The organism is Hymenobacter telluris (assembly GCF_017313265.1).
GTDB classification, from domain to species: domain Bacteria; phylum Bacteroidota; class Bacteroidia; order Cytophagales; family Hymenobacteraceae; genus Hymenobacter; species Hymenobacter telluris.
Window position 1 is genome coordinate 26,518 of the sequence record NZ_JAFLQZ010000008.1, and the last position, 19,452, is coordinate 45,969.

Annotated in this window: 14 protein-coding genes; 7 read left to right on the plus strand and 7 right to left on the minus strand. The window is 60.8% G+C overall.

Translation table 11 applies throughout. The features are described from left to right. Positions 1-199 precede the first annotated feature (199 nt). The 4 genes from J0X19_RS13255 to J0X19_RS13270 form a co-directional block, all read right to left on the minus strand. Positions 200-1,084, minus strand: coding sequence for a YeiH family protein (locus J0X19_RS13255; protein WP_242582587.1), 885 nt, complete (start codon positions 1,082-1,084; stop codon positions 200-202). A gap of 302 nt (positions 1,085-1,386) precedes the next feature. Next, positions 1,387-2,298, minus strand: coding sequence for a LysR substrate-binding domain-containing protein (locus J0X19_RS13260; RefSeq protein WP_206984853.1), 912 nt, complete (start codon positions 2,296-2,298; stop codon positions 1,387-1,389). A gap of 178 nt (positions 2,299-2,476) precedes the next feature. Beyond that, positions 2,477-3,031 carry a hypothetical protein gene (locus tag J0X19_RS13265; RefSeq protein WP_206984854.1) on the minus strand — a complete coding sequence of 185 codons (555 nt, stop codon included), beginning with the start codon at positions 3,029-3,031 and terminating at the stop codon, positions 2,477-2,479. Positions 3,032-3,156: 125 nt separating this feature from the next. Further along, positions 3,157-3,663 (minus strand): hypothetical protein, encoded by a 507-nt coding sequence (locus tag J0X19_RS13270; RefSeq protein ID WP_206984855.1) that lies wholly within the window; start codon positions 3,661-3,663, stop codon positions 3,157-3,159. Between the two features lie 355 nt (positions 3,664-4,018). Here J0X19_RS13270 and J0X19_RS13275 point away from each other — a divergent pair, with 355 nt between their 5' ends. Then, positions 4,019-6,757 carry a hypothetical protein gene (locus tag J0X19_RS13275; protein ID WP_206984856.1) on the plus strand — a complete coding sequence of 913 codons (2,739 nt, stop codon included), beginning with the start codon at positions 4,019-4,021 and terminating at the stop codon, positions 6,755-6,757. A gap of 164 nt (positions 6,758-6,921) precedes the next feature. Here the strand turns inward: J0X19_RS13275 and corA are convergent, their stop codons facing one another. Continuing rightward, the gene (corA, locus tag J0X19_RS13280) at positions 6,922-8,112 is read right to left on the minus strand and encodes a magnesium/cobalt transporter CorA (protein ID WP_206984857.1); all 1,191 of its coding nucleotides are present in this window, start codon (positions 8,110-8,112) and stop codon (positions 6,922-6,924) included. 112 nt (positions 8,113-8,224) lie between these two features. Between corA and J0X19_RS13285 the strand changes: the two genes are divergently transcribed. From J0X19_RS13285 to J0X19_RS13300, 4 genes are all read left to right on the plus strand, one after another. Then, a complete protein-coding gene (locus J0X19_RS13285) occupies positions 8,225-9,514 on the plus strand; it encodes an MATE family efflux transporter (RefSeq protein WP_206984858.1) in 1,290 nt (429 codons plus the stop codon). A 95-nt stretch (positions 9,515-9,609) separates the two neighbouring features. Continuing rightward, complete coding sequence (locus J0X19_RS13290) at positions 9,610-12,030, plus strand: glycoside hydrolase family 95 protein (RefSeq protein ID WP_242582590.1); 2,421 nt, start codon at positions 9,610-9,612, stop codon at positions 12,028-12,030. A gap of 213 nt (positions 12,031-12,243) precedes the next feature. Further along, positions 12,244-13,167: a glycosyltransferase family 2 protein gene (locus J0X19_RS13295; protein ID WP_206984859.1), complete on the plus strand. Its 924-nt coding sequence runs from the start codon at positions 12,244-12,246 to the stop codon at positions 13,165-13,167. 179 nt (positions 13,168-13,346) lie between these two features. After that, on the plus strand, positions 13,347-14,156 hold the full coding sequence (locus tag J0X19_RS13300) for a phytanoyl-CoA dioxygenase family protein (RefSeq protein ID WP_206984860.1): 810 nt from the start codon (positions 13,347-13,349) through the stop codon (positions 14,154-14,156). 20 nt (positions 14,157-14,176) lie between these two features. On the opposite strand, the gene J0X19_RS13305 is transcribed toward J0X19_RS13300, so the two are convergent. Further along, the gene (locus J0X19_RS13305) at positions 14,177-15,838 is read right to left on the minus strand and encodes an ArnT family glycosyltransferase (RefSeq protein ID WP_206984861.1); all 1,662 of its coding nucleotides are present in this window, start codon (positions 15,836-15,838) and stop codon (positions 14,177-14,179) included. Between the two features lie 196 nt (positions 15,839-16,034). Here J0X19_RS13305 and J0X19_RS13310 point away from each other — a divergent pair, with 196 nt between their 5' ends. Then, the gene (locus J0X19_RS13310; RefSeq protein WP_206984862.1) at positions 16,035-17,636 is read left to right on the plus strand and encodes a hypothetical protein; all 1,602 of its coding nucleotides are present in this window, start codon (positions 16,035-16,037) and stop codon (positions 17,634-17,636) included. Between the two features lie 108 nt (positions 17,637-17,744). Beyond that, the gene (locus tag J0X19_RS13315; RefSeq protein WP_206984863.1) at positions 17,745-18,728 is read left to right on the plus strand and encodes an acyl-ACP desaturase; all 984 of its coding nucleotides are present in this window, start codon (positions 17,745-17,747) and stop codon (positions 18,726-18,728) included. A gap of 82 nt (positions 18,729-18,810) precedes the next feature. Here the strand turns inward: J0X19_RS13315 and J0X19_RS13320 are convergent, their stop codons facing one another. Continuing rightward, positions 18,811-19,440: a hypothetical protein gene (locus tag J0X19_RS13320; RefSeq protein WP_206984864.1), complete on the minus strand. Its 630-nt coding sequence runs from the start codon at positions 19,438-19,440 to the stop codon at positions 18,811-18,813. Positions 19,441-19,452 lie beyond the last annotated feature (12 nt).

Consider the following 19,452-nt stretch of genomic DNA (forward strand, 5'->3'; position numbering starts at 1 on the left):
CAGAGTTTGGGATGGAAAGATAGTCGGATTTAACAGAGACTATCTAGCCGCTTTGCGCCCAGCCCTGGCTTTGCCCCATGCAGCATTCCGGAACGCTCCGGCTTGCATGGCGGCTATTTCTTGCTGAATGGCTTTGGGTCTGCCTGTTGCGTGCCATCTACTTTGTGGCGTACTGCTTTGGGCCAATGAGTGATAATGGCTAGCCAGCCCGCAGAATAACGTAGAGCGAACCGGCCGATACCACAATCCACAGCACCACACCCAGCACGTAGGGCCTGCTGCCCACCGACTTCAGCACGCGCCCCGACAGTGCGGCACCAATGAAAAATAAGGTCACTGTAAGGCCTATTTTGGCCAGGCCCACCAGCACGGGTCCGAGTGGTTTGGCGGCGGGCACGAAAGTGTTGACCAGCATGGCCCCAACAAAACCCAGTATGAAATAGGGAATCTTGATTTTCATGCCCTTCTGTTTGAATAGCAAGGCCGAACCAACAGACACCGGAATAATCCAGAGGGCACGTGCCAGTTTTACGGTAGTAGCTACTTGCAGGGCCTCGTTGCCGTAAGCAGCAGCAGCTCCCACCACCGACGACGTATCGTGGATGGCAATGGCGCACCACAAGCCAAACTGATGCTGCGTGAGGTGCAAAGCATGGCCGATGGGCGGAAAAGTAAAAAGTGCTATAACGTTGAGCACGAACACCGTAGCCAAACTAACCGACATGGCCTCGTCGTTGGCCCGCAGAACTGGCCCCACGGCCGCAATAGCCGAGCCTCCGCAAATAGCGGTGCCGCACGAAATCAGGTATACTACGTGGCGGCTGAGGCCCAGCCACCGTCCTACGAAATAGCCCAGCAAGAGAGTACCGCCGATAGACGCCACCGTGAAAAGCAGTCCCTGTTGTCCCGCCTGTACCGCCACGTGTGCATTCATGCCGAAGCCCAACCCGATAACTGAGAACTGCAATAGCTTAGGGGTGAGAGACTTGATGTGGGAAGCGAAAGGATTGCCCACTGTTTGCGCCAGCAACAAGCCCAAGGCCAGGGCTACCGGCGGCGAAGCCCAGGGAGTAAGGCAAAACAACAGAAGTACCCCGAATGCAACTTGGCGCCAAGTTGGAGCCCATGCAAATACTGTTTGTTTGCCTTGCTGATGAGGTGGCCTGTTGGTTGTGTCAGGAGCAAGTAGTTGCGCGGACGGTGGTGCTGGAGCTGAAGTGGGCGGCTGAGGAGGAATTTGGCTGGTCGGGAGTACCATGAAGAAGCAGAGGCAATTACTGTTGCAAACTTACAGCCCAGCTTCTTTGTATAGTTATACTTATATGTTATCAGGTATAGCTATTGGTTATCAGGTATGAGGCGGTTGGGTTTGATTTAAGTTATGACTTAGCGGGGTTGCTGTAGCTGCTCCTGGGCAAAACTCATAAACCGCTGAGCGGCACGGGTTAGCGGTTGGCCCTGTACCCATACCGCCTCAAACTGCCGCGACAAGTGCAGCCCCACCACCGGTATTATCTCCAGAATACCGGCGGCCAGTTCCCGGTCCAGCGCCCGCCGCGACACGAAACCCAGCGCATCCGGAGCAGCTTCGAGGTAGCTTTTGATGGCTTCCGTATTGTCCAGATACATGGCTACGGTTAGGTCGCTGAGCTTGATTTTCTGCGCCCGTAGCGCAAACTCCAGAATTTCGAGGGTGCCCGAGCCTCGCTCCCGCAGCACCAGTGGATGTGCCAGCGCGCTGGCCAGCGTGCTAGGGGGCGGTGGCGATTGGCTTAGCCGGGCGCTACGCACGGCTACCAGCTCGTCGGGGAGTAGCAGCTCATAGTGCAGGTCGCGGCTTTTGGTGCGGCCTTCCACAAATCCTACGTCCAACTCACCGCGCAACAGGGCATCGGCTACCTGCTCGGAGTTGGCATTGCGCAACGTCAGCTGCACCTGCGGATAGCGGGCCTGAAAAGCGGGCAGCAAGCCAGGCAGGATGTATTGGCTGAGGGTAGTGCTGGCCCCCAGGCGCAGGCGGCCGGCGGTTTCGTCGGGGTTGCGCAGGGCCAGCAGCTGGGCGGTGAGCACCTGTTGGGCGGCGGCTACTGCCTCGGCGTGGGCCCGAAGCAGGCGGCCGGCCTCGGTGAGGGTTACGCGGTTGCCGCGCCGCTCCAGCAGGCGCTGGCTGTACTCGGTTTCCAGCTCCCGAATATGCTTGGTAACGGCCGGCTGGCTGATAAACAGCTCCTGTCCGGCTTTGGTGAAGCTCAGGTGCCGGGCCACAGCGGCAAATACACGCAAACGAAAATCAGACATGCCGCAAAGTACGCAGAGGTGGCAAGCTAGGCCTAGCCCGGAGCTCGAGAAGCAGCAACGCCAACACCCTTACAGAGCCAAATCAGTTGGGCGGTATGGCTACCGGCCTACAAGGCAACCGTTACGTGACCGGGGCTACAAATGCCCGCATGGTCTTCGATAATACTGCCCAACCTAGTTAAAATTCGCTCCGGTCGTACCAGCTGCGCATGCGCCACGGGTCGCCTTTCTGCTTGCGCACCAGCACCAGGCGGGCCGAGCCGGCGCCCTGGAACTGCTGATTGTCGCGCTGCTCGATGCTAAGCTGGAAAGCCCGGTCCACGTACACCAGCGTATCCGAAAACAGGGTATCGGAGGTAGGCAGGTACTGAGTCCATTGCAGGTTGGACGTGCGCGCCGCCCGAAACAGCTTGTAGGTGGTGGCTATTTCCACGTCGCGGTTCCAGGTACGGTCCACGTTGGCCACAAAATCCCGAAACGTGAAGCTGAAACGCCGGTCCAGCAGCTGGCCGTAGAGCGTGGAATCGCGCAGTTGATAAGCACTGCGGAACCTATCAAAGAAGCCGCGGACCGTTACGGGGTTGCCCAGCAGCTGGTTGGGGTCGGTGGGCATGTCGTCCAGGCCAGGGGCGAAGGGGTTGCAGCCCGCCAGGATAGCGCCCACAGCCAAACTGGCCCCCAGCACGCGCAGATGGTTGTTGGCAGACGACGACGGGAGTGGGTCAGCGGGCATGAGTGAAGTCAGCAGTCCAGCTAAAGTATTTAAAAATGAAGAATTTATATAGGATTTTGCAGGTTTTCTCGTCGTATTGAGCCGCCAGAGCGAGTCAGGCAGTCACTCGGTTAAGAGGAGCGCGCCTAGTTACGGATGAAATACTTCTTCAAGTCCGTCCAGCTTAGCGCAGTAGAGGTACGTTGGTCGCGCCAGCCGGCTATTTTCCATTCGTTGTTTCGGCGCCGAACCAGCAGGCGAATGTTGCCTTCCAGCAGCGTTGCTTTGAACGCCGTATCTGTTTGCACGATGCGCAGCTGATACAGCGCCGACACCTCCGCCGAATCGGCCGTGAAAAATTGGTCGCGGCGGCCCGACAGGGTGAGCTGGTTTTGGGGCGAAGCAGAAGAACGGCGGCGCAGGCTGGTGAGGTAGTCGCGCTCCTCACTCACGCTCCAGTTGGCAAACAGGCTGGCGGCCGTGCCGGCCGAAGTAGGGTCGGGCACGAAGCGGTACTGCGGACCGCTGAAGCTCCGCTCGTAGTTCACCACGTTCAGCGTTTGTACGGCCGTAGTGAAGTTGGTAAGGAGAATGTCAATCTGGGTGGGGGCCAGGTAGTCACTGGCAGCATCCGGCGTTTCGGGCTCGCGCAAGCTGAAGCAGAAAGGAAGCAGCCCCAGCCACAACAGCGCATACGGCCAGCTGCTGTCCAACCGGCACCACCTACGTGCAGCTTCGGCTGCAACCGGTTTCCTACGAGATAAAGCCATGGCCTGAAGATAAACAGATTCGTTGGCAGAGCGCGCTTCGGCCGTTGAAGAAGCGGTTCAAGCGCCGTAACATCGGCAGCAGGTGAAGCGCACCGGAGCCCCTCGTGTGCGGACAGTGGGTGCCAGGGAAACAGCCGGCGAAAATAGGCCTTGGACGAGTTTCGTCGTATGAGACTACAGATTGCCACCACCTGCTGCCGAATACCTATTTTTGCCGCCCTCCCTCCGGCACTGCCGTATGTCCAAAAAGCTACTTGCCTTTCTGACTGCCCTCTTGCTGCTGGCGGCCCTGGCCTCCTACGTGTACTACCGGCGCACCATTGCGGCCGTGCCCGTTGATCCGTGGGCGCTGGTACCCGACGATGCCGTGCTGGTAACCGCCACCCGCGACCATCCCATGCTGGTGCGCCACCTCAAGGAAACCCAACTCTGGGACAACCTGCTGGCCGTGCGCTACTTTGAAGCCTTGCAGGACAATGTGGCTCTGGTGGATAGCCTGACGGGTGGGCGTAAGGTGGTAGAACGTTTTCTGGGGCGCAAAAACGTGCTGATGTCCATGCACGTCACCCAGCCCAACCAGTTCGACTTGCTGCTGCAAGTGCCCATCCTGAGCGTGCGAGAATACCGGCTGGTGCGCAGCCTCACCGATGCGCTTGCCCGCGACGCACACTTCCAGGTAACCACCCGCGACTACGAAGGCACGGTCCTGACGCAAATAAACGAAACGGGTACCGGCCGGGGCGTTACGTTTTTCAACTACCGCAACCACTTGCTGGTGAGCACCAGCCCCGCCTTGGTAGAGGCCGTGGTGCGGCGTGTAGCGGGCCCTGCCCAACCCACCGTAGCCGCCGAGTTCCAAAGCACCGAGTTCTTTCGGCTGCGCGACGTGGACGCTACGCTGCTCGTAAACTACCGCCGCTTGCCGCAACTGCTGGGCGTGTTTTTCCGGCGAGAATTGGTGCCGGATATCGGGGCAGTTACCAGCTTGGCCCGCAATGGCCAACTGGAAATGAAATTGGTGGGCAACAAGATGGTGTTCAAAGGCTTTGCCAATCCGGAAACAGCTGCCGGCAGCCTGCACGAGCAACTGCGCGGGCAACCCGCCCAGCGCCTGCGCATGGCCGACGTGCTGAGTTTACGCACTGCCTTGCTGGTACACCTGAGCGTAGGCCGGGTGGAAGCACTACGCGGCCCCCGCCGCCCGCCCGCTGCTCCGGATACAGTGGCCGTCGGTATCAATCCGCTGCTCGATAGTCTGGCGGCAGGGCTGGGGCAGGAGGTGGCTATGTGTTACCTCACGCAGTCGTCGGCGCGGGTAAGCCCGGTGCGGCTGGCGCTGGCGTGGTGCCCGCAGCCGGCGCGGCAGGCGTTGTTGCTGGGCCAGCTGCGGCGGGCCGTGGGCGCCAGTCCAGCTTTCGAGCGGGTGGGGCCTTATCAGTTATATACCACCGGAGTGCCCGAACTGCCCGCGCAACTGCTGGGGCCTTTGTTTGCGGGTTTCCGGCAGCCGGTAGTGGCGGTGGTTGGCAACTACCTGGTGTTCGGGGAAGACGCCGCCGGCCTGCGCCAGCTCCTGACCGATGTGGCCGCCGGCGAGGTGTGGGCCCGCTCGCCTACGCAGGTGGCTTTCTTGCAGGAAGCCCAGCCCCTGGCTCGGCTGCGGGTGATAGTGGATACGCGCAATGCCTGGAATCTGCTGCTGCGGGGGTTGGTAGAAGAGCGGCGGGCCGGGCTGCTGCGCAATGAAGTGTTGTTCAAGCGCTTCCCGCAGATAGCCTTGCAGTTTGTGCCCGCCAGCAACGAAGTAGAAACCGGCGCCCAATACTTCACCGAGCTGATTTTGCGCCACCCGGCGGTGGGGCCGGCCGTGGCGCAAACGCAAGGCGCCAATGGAACTGGGGCGGTGCTTACTTTCAAAACGCCTCTCAGCAGCGCGCCCATGCTGGTGCCGGTAGGGGCCACGCGCTCCGGCGTGTTGGTGCAGGACGCCGCCCAGGTGTTGCACTATGTCACGCCCGAAAACGCCGTAGCCTGGTCCGACTCGTTGCCGGGGCCGTTGATTGGCAGTATGCAGCGGCGTACGGTGGCCGGGCAGCCGGGGTATCTGCTGGCTACTGCCGGGCAGCTACACTGGCTGAACGTGTCCGGCCGGTCGGCGCCTAATTTCCCGCTCAACCTACCCGATTCGGTGCAGGCTACCGCCCTGAGCGTGTCACCAGCCAGTAACGACAAAACACCGCCGCGGCTGCTGGTAACGGGTGGCGGCGGCAACCTATTTCTTTACGATACCAACGGCAACGCCTACCCCGGCTGGCAGCCCCGCCGCTTCGATTTCAACTTGGCCGCGCCGCCTTTGTACCTGACTGTAGGCAACCGCGACGTGATAGTGGTGCTGCTTGAAAACGGCTACGTGTATGCCTGCGACCTGCAAGGTGGGGTGTATCCTGGCTTCCCCATCAGTGTGGGGGCGCGGCTGCAAAGCACCGCCCTGGCCGAAACGGGCGCAACGCTGGGCCGCACCCGCCTGACGGTGGTCAATCAGCACGGCGAGCGAATTACGTTTTCGTTGGCGGGAGAGGTGCTGAGCCGAGCCCGCGTGGCCACCTGGAGCCGTACTTCGGTGTTTCGGTTGGTGCCCGACCAGCGCCAGCGCGGTTACGTGGTTAGCCGGGAAGAAGGCGGCCAGTACGATTTGTTCGACCCCACGGGCCGCCGCCTGCTGAGCCGGAAGTTTCTGACCTCGGCGCCAAAGTCCACCCAGTTTTTCGACTTCGATGCTGCCCGGCGCTACTACGTGGTTACCGAAACCGGCCCGCGCCAGGCGTATATCTACAACCAGCAAAGCCAGCTGCTGGGCGGGCAGCCGTTTGAAAGCAGCGCCCCCACCATAGGGCTGGAATACGATGCCTCCAACAAAATCTACCACCTCTACCGCACCGTAGATACGGAGCTGCGCCGCACGGATGTGAAGTGGTAGAAGGTGGAATAGTGAGGTGGTGAGGTGGTGAAGTGGTGAAGTGGTGAGTTTGACGTTCTGCCGGCGCCACTTGCGCAGATGGAACGTCAAACTCACCACTTCACCACCTCACTACTTCACCACCTCACCACTTCACCACCTCACTACTTCACCACCTCACTATTTCACCTATTCGTGAGCCAGCCCTTGCGGTAGAAGTAATAGATTTGTCCAATTACCATGAGGCCCATAAGGGTGAGCACACCGGGGTAGCCCCAGGGCTGGTACAGCTCCGGCATGTTGGCGGGGTTGGGACCGGGCGGCGGGGCTTCGCGCGAGAAGTTCATACCGTACACGCCCGCCACGAAGCTCAAGGGAATGAAAATCGAGCTGATGATGGTCAGCACTTTCATCACCTCGTTCATGCGGTTGCTTTGGTTGGACATGTACAAATCCACGAGGCTGCTCACCGATTCGCGGTAGGTTTCGGCTAGCTCCAGGGCCTGAATGGCGTGGTCGTAACTGTCGCGGAAGTACATCTTCATTTCCTCCGATACTACCTCGTCGGGCTGGCGCAGGATTTCGGCAATCTTCTCCCGCTCGGGATACACCAGGCGCCGGAAGCGGATAATATCCTTCTTCACTCGCAGAATCCGGTTGAGCACCCGGCGGTCGGGGCGGTCCTGCAAAATCCGGTCTTCCAGCTTCTCGATGTAGTCGCCGATGGCGGCCATGGTGGGATAGTAGTGGTCGAGCACCACGTCGGTAATGGCGTAGGCGAGGTAGAGCGGCGGCTTGCGGGTGAGCTGGCTGAAGCCGGAGCGAATCCGCTGGCGCACCGTGTTCAGGCAGTCATGGTAGTCATCCTGAAAGGTGAGGACGTAGTTGGGGCCGGTGAACAAGGAAAGCTGGTCGTCGTCGATTTCCAGCAGCGTAGTAAACTCGGTCATGCGCGACACCAGAAACAGGCGATTGTCATCGAACACGTCCACCTTGGCCCGCTGGTAGTCGCCCAGCACGTCTTCCATCTGAAGTGGGTGCAACTGAAAATCGTCGATGAGGCGCTGCATCAGGGGCAGGTCGTCGTAGCCGCGCACGTCAATCCAGTGGCGCAGTTCGGGGTGGGCCCGGAACTCGGTCAGCAGCTCGTCGTAGCTGGCGTACTCGTTTTCGGTGTAGTGCTGCTCGTCGAAGGAAAGCAAAAACAGCCGCGGCTTGTACGAGCCCTCCCGGATAGTGAGCGTGCCGGGGCGGTTGCCCACCTGCTGCTCACGGGCCAGCTGCGTAGCTGACCGGTCGGCTACCGAGGAAAGATTTTGTTCGTCGGGAACTGGTTTCTGCTCAACCAGCTGATCGGAGGGGGAAGAAGAAGCCATAGAAGCATTGAAAGCCCTGAAAGGTACGGCGCAGGCGGCAACCGCAGCTGTGGTGGGTGGCAGAGGTAGCCGTAGGCAAGAGGCGCAGGAAAGTCCGCTACTTTTGCCCCCGATGCCACCTGTCCCAACGCCTACCTCGGAAACTGCTCCCGCCTCGGGTACCCGCCGCTTTGTACGGGGTTCGTTGGGTTCGGGTGTAGTGGTAGTGGCACGGGGGGCGGGGGCATTGCTACTCAACAAGCTACTGGCCGTGTACGGCGGCCCCGGCGGCCTGACGCTGCTGGCCCATTTCCAGAACCTGCTGGCCATGCTCACGATGCTGCCCAACGACGGAACGCACGTGGGCGTGGTGAAATACCTGGCCCCGCTCACCCCCGGCAACTCCCGCTACCGGGCGTGGCTGGGCGCGGCGGTGGTCCTGAATTGTGGCGCTTTGCTGCTGGCTCTGCTGGCGCTGAGCCTGGCTCCGGGGGCGTTGGCGGGCGTGTTTCATCCTACGGCCGGCTGGTTTCTGTGGTTTGGAGTGGGCCTCACGCTACTCACAGCGTTTGCGCTGCTGAATACGTTGCTGCTGTCGGCCAGTAAGTTGCGGGCGTACGTGGCGCTGAACGTAACGATGAGCGTGCTGGCACCGGCTGCTGTGGCCACCGTGCTACTAGCTGGCGGCTCCACTACCACGGCGCTGCTGGGCTATTTGTTTGGGCAGGGCAGTATGCTGCTGCCGGCCCTGTGGCTGGGGTACCGGGCGGGGTTGCTGCCGCCGTTGCGCCTGCGGGTAAGCGGCCTGGCCTTGCGGGGGTTAAGCAACTTCCTGCTGATGGCCGTGGGGCTGCTGCTATTTGGCAAGGCCGTGGACTTTGCGGTGCGGGAACTGCTGGTGCGGCAGTACGGCATGGGCCGCACCGATTTGTGGCAGGCCGTGGTTAAGCTCAGCGACAACTACACGATGGTGCTGGCCGCCACCATGAGCAGCGTGTATTACCCCAGGTTGGCCGCGTTGGCCACCCAACCAGCGGCGCAGCGGCAGTGGGTACGCACGGTGCTGCGGCTGGTGGTGCCGTTGGCCGGAATAGGGCTGCTGCTGCTGTATCTGCTGCGTAACTGGCTGCTGCCGTTGCTGTTTGAGGCCCGCTTCACGGCGGCTTCGTACCTGCTGGCGCCCCAGCTGCTCGCCGATTGGTTTCGGTTTACTGCCTGGCCGCTTGTTATGCTATTCACGGCGCAGGCGCGGGTAGGACGTTTCGTGGCAGTGCAGGCGGTGTCGGCGGGGCTGTACGTGGTGGCGCTGGCGGTACTGCTGCCGCGGCTGGGGCTGTTGGGGGCCGTGTGGGCCTCGGTGGTCCGGCAGGGGCTGTTACTGCTGTGGGTCGGCTGGTATTTCCGGGCGTACTGGCGGCGGTGAGGCGGCACCTGTGTAGTTCTTGATACCTTCCGGCGCTTACTGTGGGTCGGCTGGCAGTTAATTGTAGTGGTTTTTCTTACCAAATACTTGTTCTCATGCGTAGAGTGAACATTCTGTGGCTGGCTGGTGGGTTGATTATGAGCTTGTTGTCGTCGGTGAGCCAGGCGCAGCAGCAGTTGAAGCTGTGGTACAAGGAGCCGGCCGCCACCTGGACCGAGGCGTTGCCGGTGGGCAACGGCCGGCTGGGGGCCATGGTGTTTGGGCGAGTCAACGAGGAATTGCTTCAACTCAATGAAAGTAGCCTTTGGTCGGGAGGGCCGGCCAACCTCAATCCTAACCCTGCGGCCGCCAGCTACCTGCCTCAAATTCAGCAGGCGCTGTTTCAGGAAGACTACAAAAAGGCCGAGGAGCTGTGCCACAAGTTTCAGGGCCTGTACACGGAAGCCTACATGCCCCTCGGCGACCTGGTTATCAAGCAAGCCTTGGCGGGCACCGCCACCAATTACTACCGCGACCTGAACATTTCCGAGGCCACCACCCGCACGCAGTTCACTGTGGGCGGCATCCGTTACAGCCGGGAAATATTGGTTTCCACTCCCGACCAGGTACTTGTTGTGCAGTTGAAAAGCAGCAAGAAAGGCAGCCTCACCTTCGATGTAGCGGCCAGTAGCCAGCTACAGTTTACCACCGCGGCTGAGGGGGCCTCGGAGCTGGTAATGCGGGGAAAAGCGCCTTCGCACGCCGACCCAAACTATGTGCGCTACAATGCCCAGCCGGTGCTATACGAGGCGGCCGGCTCTTGCCGGGGTATGCGCTTCGAGCTGCGCCTGAAAGCCAGCAGCACCGATGGCACTATCAGTACCGACGCCGCGGGGCTGCACGTGCGCAATGCCACCGAGGCGGTGCTGTACGTGTCGGCGGCTACCAGCTTCAACGGCTACAACCAATGCCCCGACCAGAACGGCAAGGACGAGCATAAACTAGCCGCTGAGCAGTTGCGCCAAGCCGCGGCCAAAAGCTTTGCCGCTATTCGCCGAAGCCACGTGCAGGACTATCAGCAGTATTTCAACCGGGTGAAGCTGAGCTTAACCAAAAGCCCCGAGCCCAGCCTATCCACGCTGGAGCGGCTGAAGCTGTACGCCGACGGTGGCTCCGACCCGGCCCTGGAGGCGCTGTACTACCAGTTTGGGCGCTACCTGCTGATTTCTTGCTCGCGCCCTGGCGGGCAGCCGGCCAACCTGCAAGGCCTCTGGAACAACAGCGTCCGGCCGCCGTGGAGCAGCAACTACACCACCAACATCAACGCCCAAATGAACTACTGGCCCGCCGAGGCCGCCAACCTCTCCGAGCTGCATGAGCCGTTCATTGAGCTGATTAAGAACACCGCCGTAACCGGCCGCGAAACCGCCCAAAACTACTACCACGCCAAAGGCTGGGCGGTGCACCACAACTCCGACATCTGGGCTACATCCAACCCGGTGGGCGACCTGGGCAAAGGCGCCCCCACCTGGGCCAACTGGAACATGGGCAGCCCCTGGCTGAGCCAGCACCTCTACGAGCACTACCGCTTCACCAACGACACCAAATACCTGCGCGACACGGCCTACCCGCTGATGAAAGAGGCGGCCCTGTTCTGCCTGGACTACCTGGTGCCCGACCAGAGCGGGCGGCTGGTTACGGCCCCGTCGTCGTCGCCGGAAAACGTGTTTATCACCGAGAAAGGGGAGAAGGGCAGTATTTCGGTGGCGTCTACCATGGATATGTCCATCATCCGGGACCTGTTCACCAACCTCATCGAAGCATCGACCACGCTGGGAGTGGATGCCGATTTCCGGAAGGTGCTGCTGGAAAAGCAGGCCCAGCTGTTCCCGTTTCAGGTGGGCCGCAAAGGCAATTTGCAGGAGTGGTACAAGGACTGGGAAGATGCTGAGCCCCAGCATCGGCACGTGTCGCACCTGTTTGGGCTGCACCCCGGCCGCCAGATTTCCCCGCTGACCACGCCCGAGCTGGCCGCGGCCGCCCGCCGCACCCTGGAGCTGCGCGGCGACGAAGGCACTGGCTGGAGCATCGCCTGGAAAATCAACTTTTGGGCCCGCCTCCACGACGGCAACCACGCCTACAAGCTTTTGCGCAACCTGCTGCACCTCACCGGCCTCGAAAACACCAGGTACAGCAAAGGCGGCGGCACCTACCCCAACCTGTTCTGCGCCCACCCGCCGTTCCAGATTGACGGCAACTTTGGGGGCATTGCCGGCATCGGTGAAATGCTGCTGCAAAGCCACGACGGTACCATTCATCTACTGCCAGCCCTACCTGATGCTTGGCCAACGGGCAGTATTACGGGGCTGCGGGCGCGGGGCGGCTTCGAGGTAGACCTCAGCTGGCAGAACGGCAAGCTGATTGCCACTACTATCCGCAGCGTGTCGGGCACTACCGCCAAGGTGCGCTACGGCAGCAAAGTGGTGGAACTGGCCCTGAAACCCGGTGAAACCAAAAAGCTTGGTCCGGCTTTGTAACCAGCTTTCCGACAACGAAGCTGTTGCAGGAAGGTGAGGAAAGCTGGATGAGCACCGTACCCGGTTTTTGTACCTTATTTCTAGAAAAACAAAAAATAAGGTACAAAAACCAAGTGATGAACTGACCCTTCCTTCCATTTTGGAACGGGCCTGAGCTAGCGCCCAAACAACTTCCAACAAAATCAACCGCGCCTCAACGAAGCACCCTTCCGTATGTCCGCTGCCGCCGTTTTGCCGCTCGTTACCATTGTGGCGCTGTGCCACAACCACGCCCGGTTCCTGCGCCCGGCCCTGGATTCCATCCTGGCCCAAACCTACCCCCGCCTGGAGGTGATACTGGTAGATGATGCCAGCACCGACGAAAGCGTGGCCGTGCTGCGCGAATACGCCGCCGCGCACCCCGGGTGGCAAACGTTGTTGCTGGAGCGAAACGTGGGCAACTGCACTGCCTTCAACCAGGCCCTGGCGCGTACCCACGGCCACTACGTCATCGACTTTGCCACCGACGACGTGCTGCTGCCGGAGCGCGTGGCCCGGCAAGTAGTTGTATTCGAGCAGCTTCCCGCCGATTATGGCATGGTGTATTCCAACGTGCGGCTGATTGATGAAGCCGGCCGGTTGCAGCGGCTGTTTTACGCGCGCACGGCGGCGGGGCAGCTGCACCCCGCGCCGGCGTCGGGGTGGGTGTTTGAGCAGGTGCTGCGCCGTTTCTTTATCAGCGCGCCTTCCATGATGATGCGGCGGGCTACGCTGGAAGCCCTGGGTGGCTACGACGAAACACTGGCGTATGAGGATTTCGATTTCTGGGTGCGCGCTTCCCGCCACTGGCAGTTTTATTTTCAGGATGAGGTGCTAACTGAAAAACGCCTGCACCCACGGTCCAAATCCGCCCAGACCTACCGCCCCCACGACCCACTGGTGGCCTCCACTGTGCTCATTTGCCGCAAAGCCGCCGCTTTATGCCGCACACCCGCCGAGTGGGACGCTTTGGCGGTACGTATCCGCTGGGAGCTGCGGCAGGCCACCCGCTGGGGCAACCTGGCTGCCGCCCGCCAGCTCTATGCCCTGCTGCACGACCTTGGGCAGGTAGGCTGGGCGGACCGGGGAATTGGGGTGTATCTGAAGCTAAAGAAGTAGCCGCAAGGGGTTTTGCACGACATATTGGGAGGGTGGGTGCTGCTTCCGGCTAAGGGAAAAGCTGGCGCAGGGGAGTTGTAAAAGCAGGCGTATGGCGGTGCAACCGAGGCGCTGAAACCAGCAGTCAAGCGGGATTGAAGTATCTTTCGGGCACCAGCGTGCTTTTTTGTAATGCAGAAATGAAGGCTATTATCAACCATCAACCTGTTAGCTACCAGATAGAAGGGGAGAGCAGCCCGCCCGACAACCGGGTGCTGCTGGCCACCAGTATCGACCTGACGGCTGGTACTGCCTGGGCGTCAGCAGGCTACACAGTTGCCGATTTTCTGCCCGCCAACGCCCAGCAGCAGCTGGTTGACGGCTTGGCGGAACTGGTTCGAGAAGCATTGCGCGAAACCGGCCTGCCCGTCGCCGCCGATTTTCCGGTGAGTGATTATCACAAGCTCATCGGCGACGATACCAACCGGCACCTGGCCGTTATCAATATCACCAAGCAGTACCCTCAAGACCGGTTGCCGGTGCCGGCCGCTCTCTTGGAAGCGCGCGTGAGTGCCCTGTGCGGCCGCCCAGTGCACTCGTTGAACCCCTACGACAACGCCCGGATTTTTCATCTGCGCATTGTGCGCCCCGGCCGCTCCGACAACAACCCCCTGCACCGTGACGTGTGGCTGCCTAACTACGACAACTGCATCAACATTTACGTGCCCGTGGCTGGCAGCACCCCCAATTCCTCACTAACGCTGATTCCGGGTAGCCATTGGTGGCCCGAGAGCCAAACCGAACGGACGTTGGGGGGGGCTTTGTACAACGGCGCTGCCTATAATGTGCCCGGCGTGAAAGAAACCACTGAGGTGTTGGAGCTGATTCGGCCTAATCCTGACTTCGCCGAAGTGCTGCTATTCTCGCCGTACTTGCTGCACGGCGGGGCTATCAATTTAAACCAAGACGCCACCCGCATTTCGCTGGAAATGCGGTTCTGGCAGGCGTAGCGGCTGGCCCGGCATTCAACTCAGTATTCCACCCGGTACAGTTCCACCTTGCCTTCCTGCGCTACTAAGTGGCGGCGCGGAAACCACGTCAACACCGAATCAGCGGAGTAGCGGATGAGCTTGCGGGTCAGTTCCTCGTTGGTAAGAGTGCTGCGGTTGAGCAGTAGCCAGGTTGGCTCGCCCGGAATCCGTTGCACCGAGTCGCGGGCAAAGTAGCGGCGAAACCGCAACCCGGCCGGCACCTGGAAACCATAGTGGAAATCGTAGTTGCGCAGCAGAAAATCATCGACAAACACCACGCCCCGCCCCGGCGCCGATAAGTGGCTTTGCATAATACGACGCTGCTCGAAGTGCGACGATACGGTGGGCTTGCGCATAAAGTACACCGGCCGCACCAGCAGCGCCCCTGCCACAGCCAGCAGCAAAAGCCCCGCCCGCCCTGCCGTGCCTGGCTGCAACCGGCCTGGCAGGTGCTTCCCGGCCAGCATCAGCCCCACAAACAACACCCCCAGCAGCCCGTACAGCACCGACCCTGAACTGTGCAGATACGCCGCCGCCAAGAGCAGCGCGCCACCTACAAACCAGTTGCCGCGGCCCGTACGCCAGAGGCGCTGCAAGCCAAAGCCAGCCGCTACGGCCAGCGGCGGCAGTAGCGGCGTTACCATGCGCGCCTGCAAGGAAACAGGGTTGTAGTGGGTGAGCGAAGTGCTACCCCACCAATAGAAAGCCACCGTAGAAACGGCCAGGGCCAGCCAAAAAGCAGCGTCGGTTTCGGTAGCATCAGCTGTAGCTGCCGTAGTGGCACGGCCACCAACTAGAGAGGCCGCCAGCGCCAACAATACGCCCATGCCAGTGCCCACAAAAAACGCCAGCGGCTGCCAGGTTACGCGCGCCGTTAGTGCCGCGGCGTTGCCCTGCGTGTAGTTGCCGTCGCTCATAAAGGCATTGGTTTGCTCGATGATGCGGTAGCGGTACAGCGGGTCGTGGGTGAGTACCTGGTAGTAGGCCAGATATGCGGCTAGTAAGCTGCCGCCTGCAAGTAGTGCCGCTACCCAAAATCGGCCGTGCTGTCGGCGGCCAGTGTCCCAGGCCAGCAGCCCCAGGTAAAAAGGCAGGTAGAACACCACCGTTTCCTTGCAGAGCAGCGCCGCAAAGCTCAGAACTGCAAACCCGCTGCCCCACAGCATTGGCCGTTGTTGTGCGGGCCGCCGCCCGGTAAGCAGCGCCGCCACGCCAGCCAGGCACCAGAACATCAGAATGTTGTCGGGGTAGAGGTAGGTGCTGAGGTTGAGTGTGAAATAGTGCAGCCCCAGCAGCAGCACCGCCCCGGCTGCCACTACCGGAGCGCGCCGCCGGTACAGCAGCCAAATCAATACGGAGCAGCCCAACGTGCACAGCAGCGGCCACAGGGTAGCACTGATAATGTTAATGCCCAGTAGCCGAAACAGCCCCGCCACTGGCCCAAAAATCATTAGCCGCTCCCGCAACGGGTCGTGGAGCAGGTGCTGCGGGTCGGGGAGGGGGCGGTAGGTGCCGGTAGCCAGGTCGTGGGCGTGGTGGGCGTAGAGGTAGTCGTCGAGGTCGTAGAGGCCCTCATGCGTCAGCTTGAAGAACAGCAGCGTCACCACGAGCACCAGCCCCAGTGACACATCAGGCAAACGAACTAATAAGCGTTGATTCACGCCCGCAAAGGTGCGGAAATAGTAGCTGCACAGCCAGAGAGTGGCAGAAGGATAGCAAGTAGCACGGCACTTGGGTAGCAGAATCGTTTTACTTTAGTGCCTTCAGCGCGGCTCGTTCAAATTAGCGTCTACTGGCCCCTTCGTCCACTCCTTCACTCCTTCACTCATTCACTTCTTCACTCTCTTCCGGCGCGTTGTGCTGCCCGCGCTGCTGCTGCTAGCGGCTGGTTGGGGGCTGGGCTGCTACTTTGAAACCAACGACGACCCGGCCATTATCCTGATGCTGCGCGGCACCACGGCGGCAACTCCGGTCGGCAACTTACACCTGTACTTTCACGGCTTCAGCAACTTGCTGGCGGCCTTGTACCACACCTGGCCCGCGCTGCCTTGGTATGGGCTAGTGCTGTACGGGCTGCTCTATGTGGCTACGGTTCTGGTATTCACTGTGCTCGATAGGCTATTGGTGAGGCGGGTGCCACCGAGTAAGCTTACGGCGCTGCTTATCCTGTTTTTTCTAACGGCCTGGCTGGAACACGGCTTGTGGTTCAATTACGTGCGGGTACCGGTGCTGCTGGCGGGGGCCGGCGTGCTGTTTGCTGCGCAAAGCCCCCGCCGCCGTTCGGCGTTGGTGGTGGGAGTAGTAGTGTTTGGTCTGAGCTGGTTGATTCGGCCCAGCATAGCCGTGCTGGGGCTGCTGCTGGCGGTGCCGGGAGCGTGCTGGCTGAGCGGCCGACGGGCCGGGCTTATCATAGCGGCGGCTGTTTTGTGGGCGGTGGGCGGAGCCGTTGTATTGAATATGTTGCGGACTCCGCAGGCCAGTGCGCTGCGCACCATTGACGTGCCCAAAGCCAACCTCAACGACTACCAGCTGCTCCGCCCCGTCCCTCGCACCGCCACCGATACCCTGGGCCTGCAATCTGTGCGCGCCTGGATGATGGCCGACTCCACGTTGGTTACAGAGGCCCTGTTCCAGCGGGCCACACGCTTCGACCTGGATTATTTTCTGCGCCACACTGCCCCAGCCAAACTGCGGGTGCTGTTGTCGTTGGTGCTGCGCGACTATTTTCCGCTGCTGTTGCTACAGGCAGTGCTTTGGGCCTGGGTTGCAATGTCAACTCAGGTAGCGGGGCGGCGCTGGTTCTGGCTGGTGCAATGCGGGTACATAGGCTTGGTGTTGATGCTGGGAGTGGGGCTGAAGCTGCCCCCCCGGCTTGGGCTGCCAGTCTTCGATTTTTGGGCGCTAAGCAATCTGATATTCGTGTTCCGCGCTGCAAGTGCAGCGCCCGAGCGGCGTTTGGTTGCCGTGTTGGCCGTGTTGGCGGTGGCAGCCGTGCCCTACACCTACAAAACCCTGCACCGCCGTACCGTACTGCAAGCGGAACGCCAGCATAACCAGCAGCTTCGGCAGCGCCTGACAGCTGCATTGCCGCCCACGGCGCTGCTAGTTACGGATGTGCTGCCGGCCACCTACAAATCGGCCAGCCCGTTCCGTAACCCCGATGCGCGGCCCGCCAAAATGCTCATGCTAACCGGCTGGACCACCGCCGACCCTTCGCAAGCCGCCTGGCGGCAACAGCTCACGGGCACTCGCAACTTCGCGGCAGGAATGCGGCACCTGGCGCAACAGGGGGCCACTGTGCGTTGGCTGCTCACTCCGCACGTGGCCAATCTGCTCAACCAGCAAGTACAAACACTGCCCGCGGTCAACGCAATTTCCCTGCTTCCTGATTATAAGCTATTTACTCAGCCCACCGATACCATTTGGTACTACCAGCCTGTTGTAGAAACAGCCAAATAGCCAGTAAAGACAAAATTTTATAGGGCCTTGGTTGAATTTAATCCGTGTATTTGGGGCTTCTGATTAGATACCTTTGCCTCTCCCTTCTCCCGCAATCCTTTCACTGCCATGATAGCCACCTCCACTTCCATCTCTCGCAGCGAGGTTCTGCAACACATCGAACCGTTCCTGCGCGCCAACTTGGGTACTTTTCTCAAGAGTGTCGAGGACAGCTGGCAGCCCTCCGATTTTCTGCCTGATTCGCGGCTGGATAATTTCTTCGATGAGGTGAAACTGTTGCGTGAGCGGGCCGGCGAATTAAGCTACGACCTGCTGGCTGTGCTCATCGGCGACACAATTACCGAGGAAGCGCTGCCCAACTACGAGGCTTGGTTTCATGAACTCGACCACCTCAACCGGGACCGTGACAACGGCTGGGCGCAGTGGATCCGGGGCTGGACGGCCGAGGAAAACCGCCACGGCGACTTGCTCAACCGCTACCTCTACCTCTCGGGCCGCGTAAACATGCGCGAATTCGAGGCCAGCACCCAGCACCTCATTGCCGACGGCTTCGACCTGGGTACCGCCCACGACCCGTACCGCGCTTTCGTGTACACCAGCTACCAGGAAGCCGCCACCAACCTCTCGCACCGCCGCGTAGGCACCCTGGCCCGCAAAGCCGGTGATGCGTCGCTGTCGAAGCTCTGCGGTATGATTGCCGGCGACGAATCGCGCCACGCCCGCGTGTACCAGACGTTCGTGGAGAAAATCTTCGAGGTAGACCCTTCTGAAATGATGCTGGCCTTCGAGGACATGATGCGCAAAAAGATTGTGATGCCGGCTCACTACATGCGCGAGTTGGGTGTGGAAATGGGCAAAACCTTCGGCCACTTCACCGATGCCGCTCAGCGCCTCGGCGTATATACCAGCCAAGACTACACCGACATCCTGGAAGGCCTCATCACCACCTGGAAAATCGACCAGATGAGCGGCCTGACGGACACCGCCGAAAAAGCCCGCGACTATATCATGGCCTTGCCCAACCGCCTGCGCCGCGTAGCCGACCGGATGCCGGTGCCGAAGCTGGAGTACAAGTTCAAATGGATTGAGTAGTGGCTCAGCTCAAGTGCCAGGCACAACAAAAAGCCCCCGCAGTAGTAGCTGCGGGGGCTTTTTGTTGGAATATTTATGCTGCCTACGGCTGGCCTTCCATTACCTGGCCCATCACCCATTTGCCGGTAGGGTCGAGGGTGTAGGTGATGGTGCGCGAACCGCCGGTAGTTGGCTCGGTAGCAGTGGTAGAAGCCGTGTTGCTGCTTACGGGGAAGGTGCGGCTCAGCATGTTGTTGGCCAGCGTGTAGGTGTCTTTGCCACCGTAGCCCACGCCGGCAGTACCCGTAATGTTGCCGGGGCCGCTGATGGGCGTGTAGCCACGCTCCGCAAACTCGTAGCCGTAGAAACCGCCGTTGGCCGAAGCTGCATCCGTGAAGATGTACACTTCCGGCTTACCGTTGCCGTTCAAATCGGCAGTTACGGCGTCGCGCACGGCTCCGTTGATATCGAGGCGCACGGGGTCGGAGGTGAGGGCCGCGCCCCGATACGAGCGGATGGTGAGCTGCCGCTGCGCTGCCGAACCGGTGGTCCGGATTTCAAAGCGGGCGTTACCCTGCGTCAGTTCTTTGGTGAAGCTTACAGGCTCAGTAGCCAGCGTATTTTCTGCGGTGGAAGCCGCAGTGGAGGTATCTTCAACAACACCCCGCGAAGAGTCGCAGGCAGTGGCGGCCACAACCGTGGCGCCGAGTAACACTAAAGCTTGTACTTTCATATGAATATGATT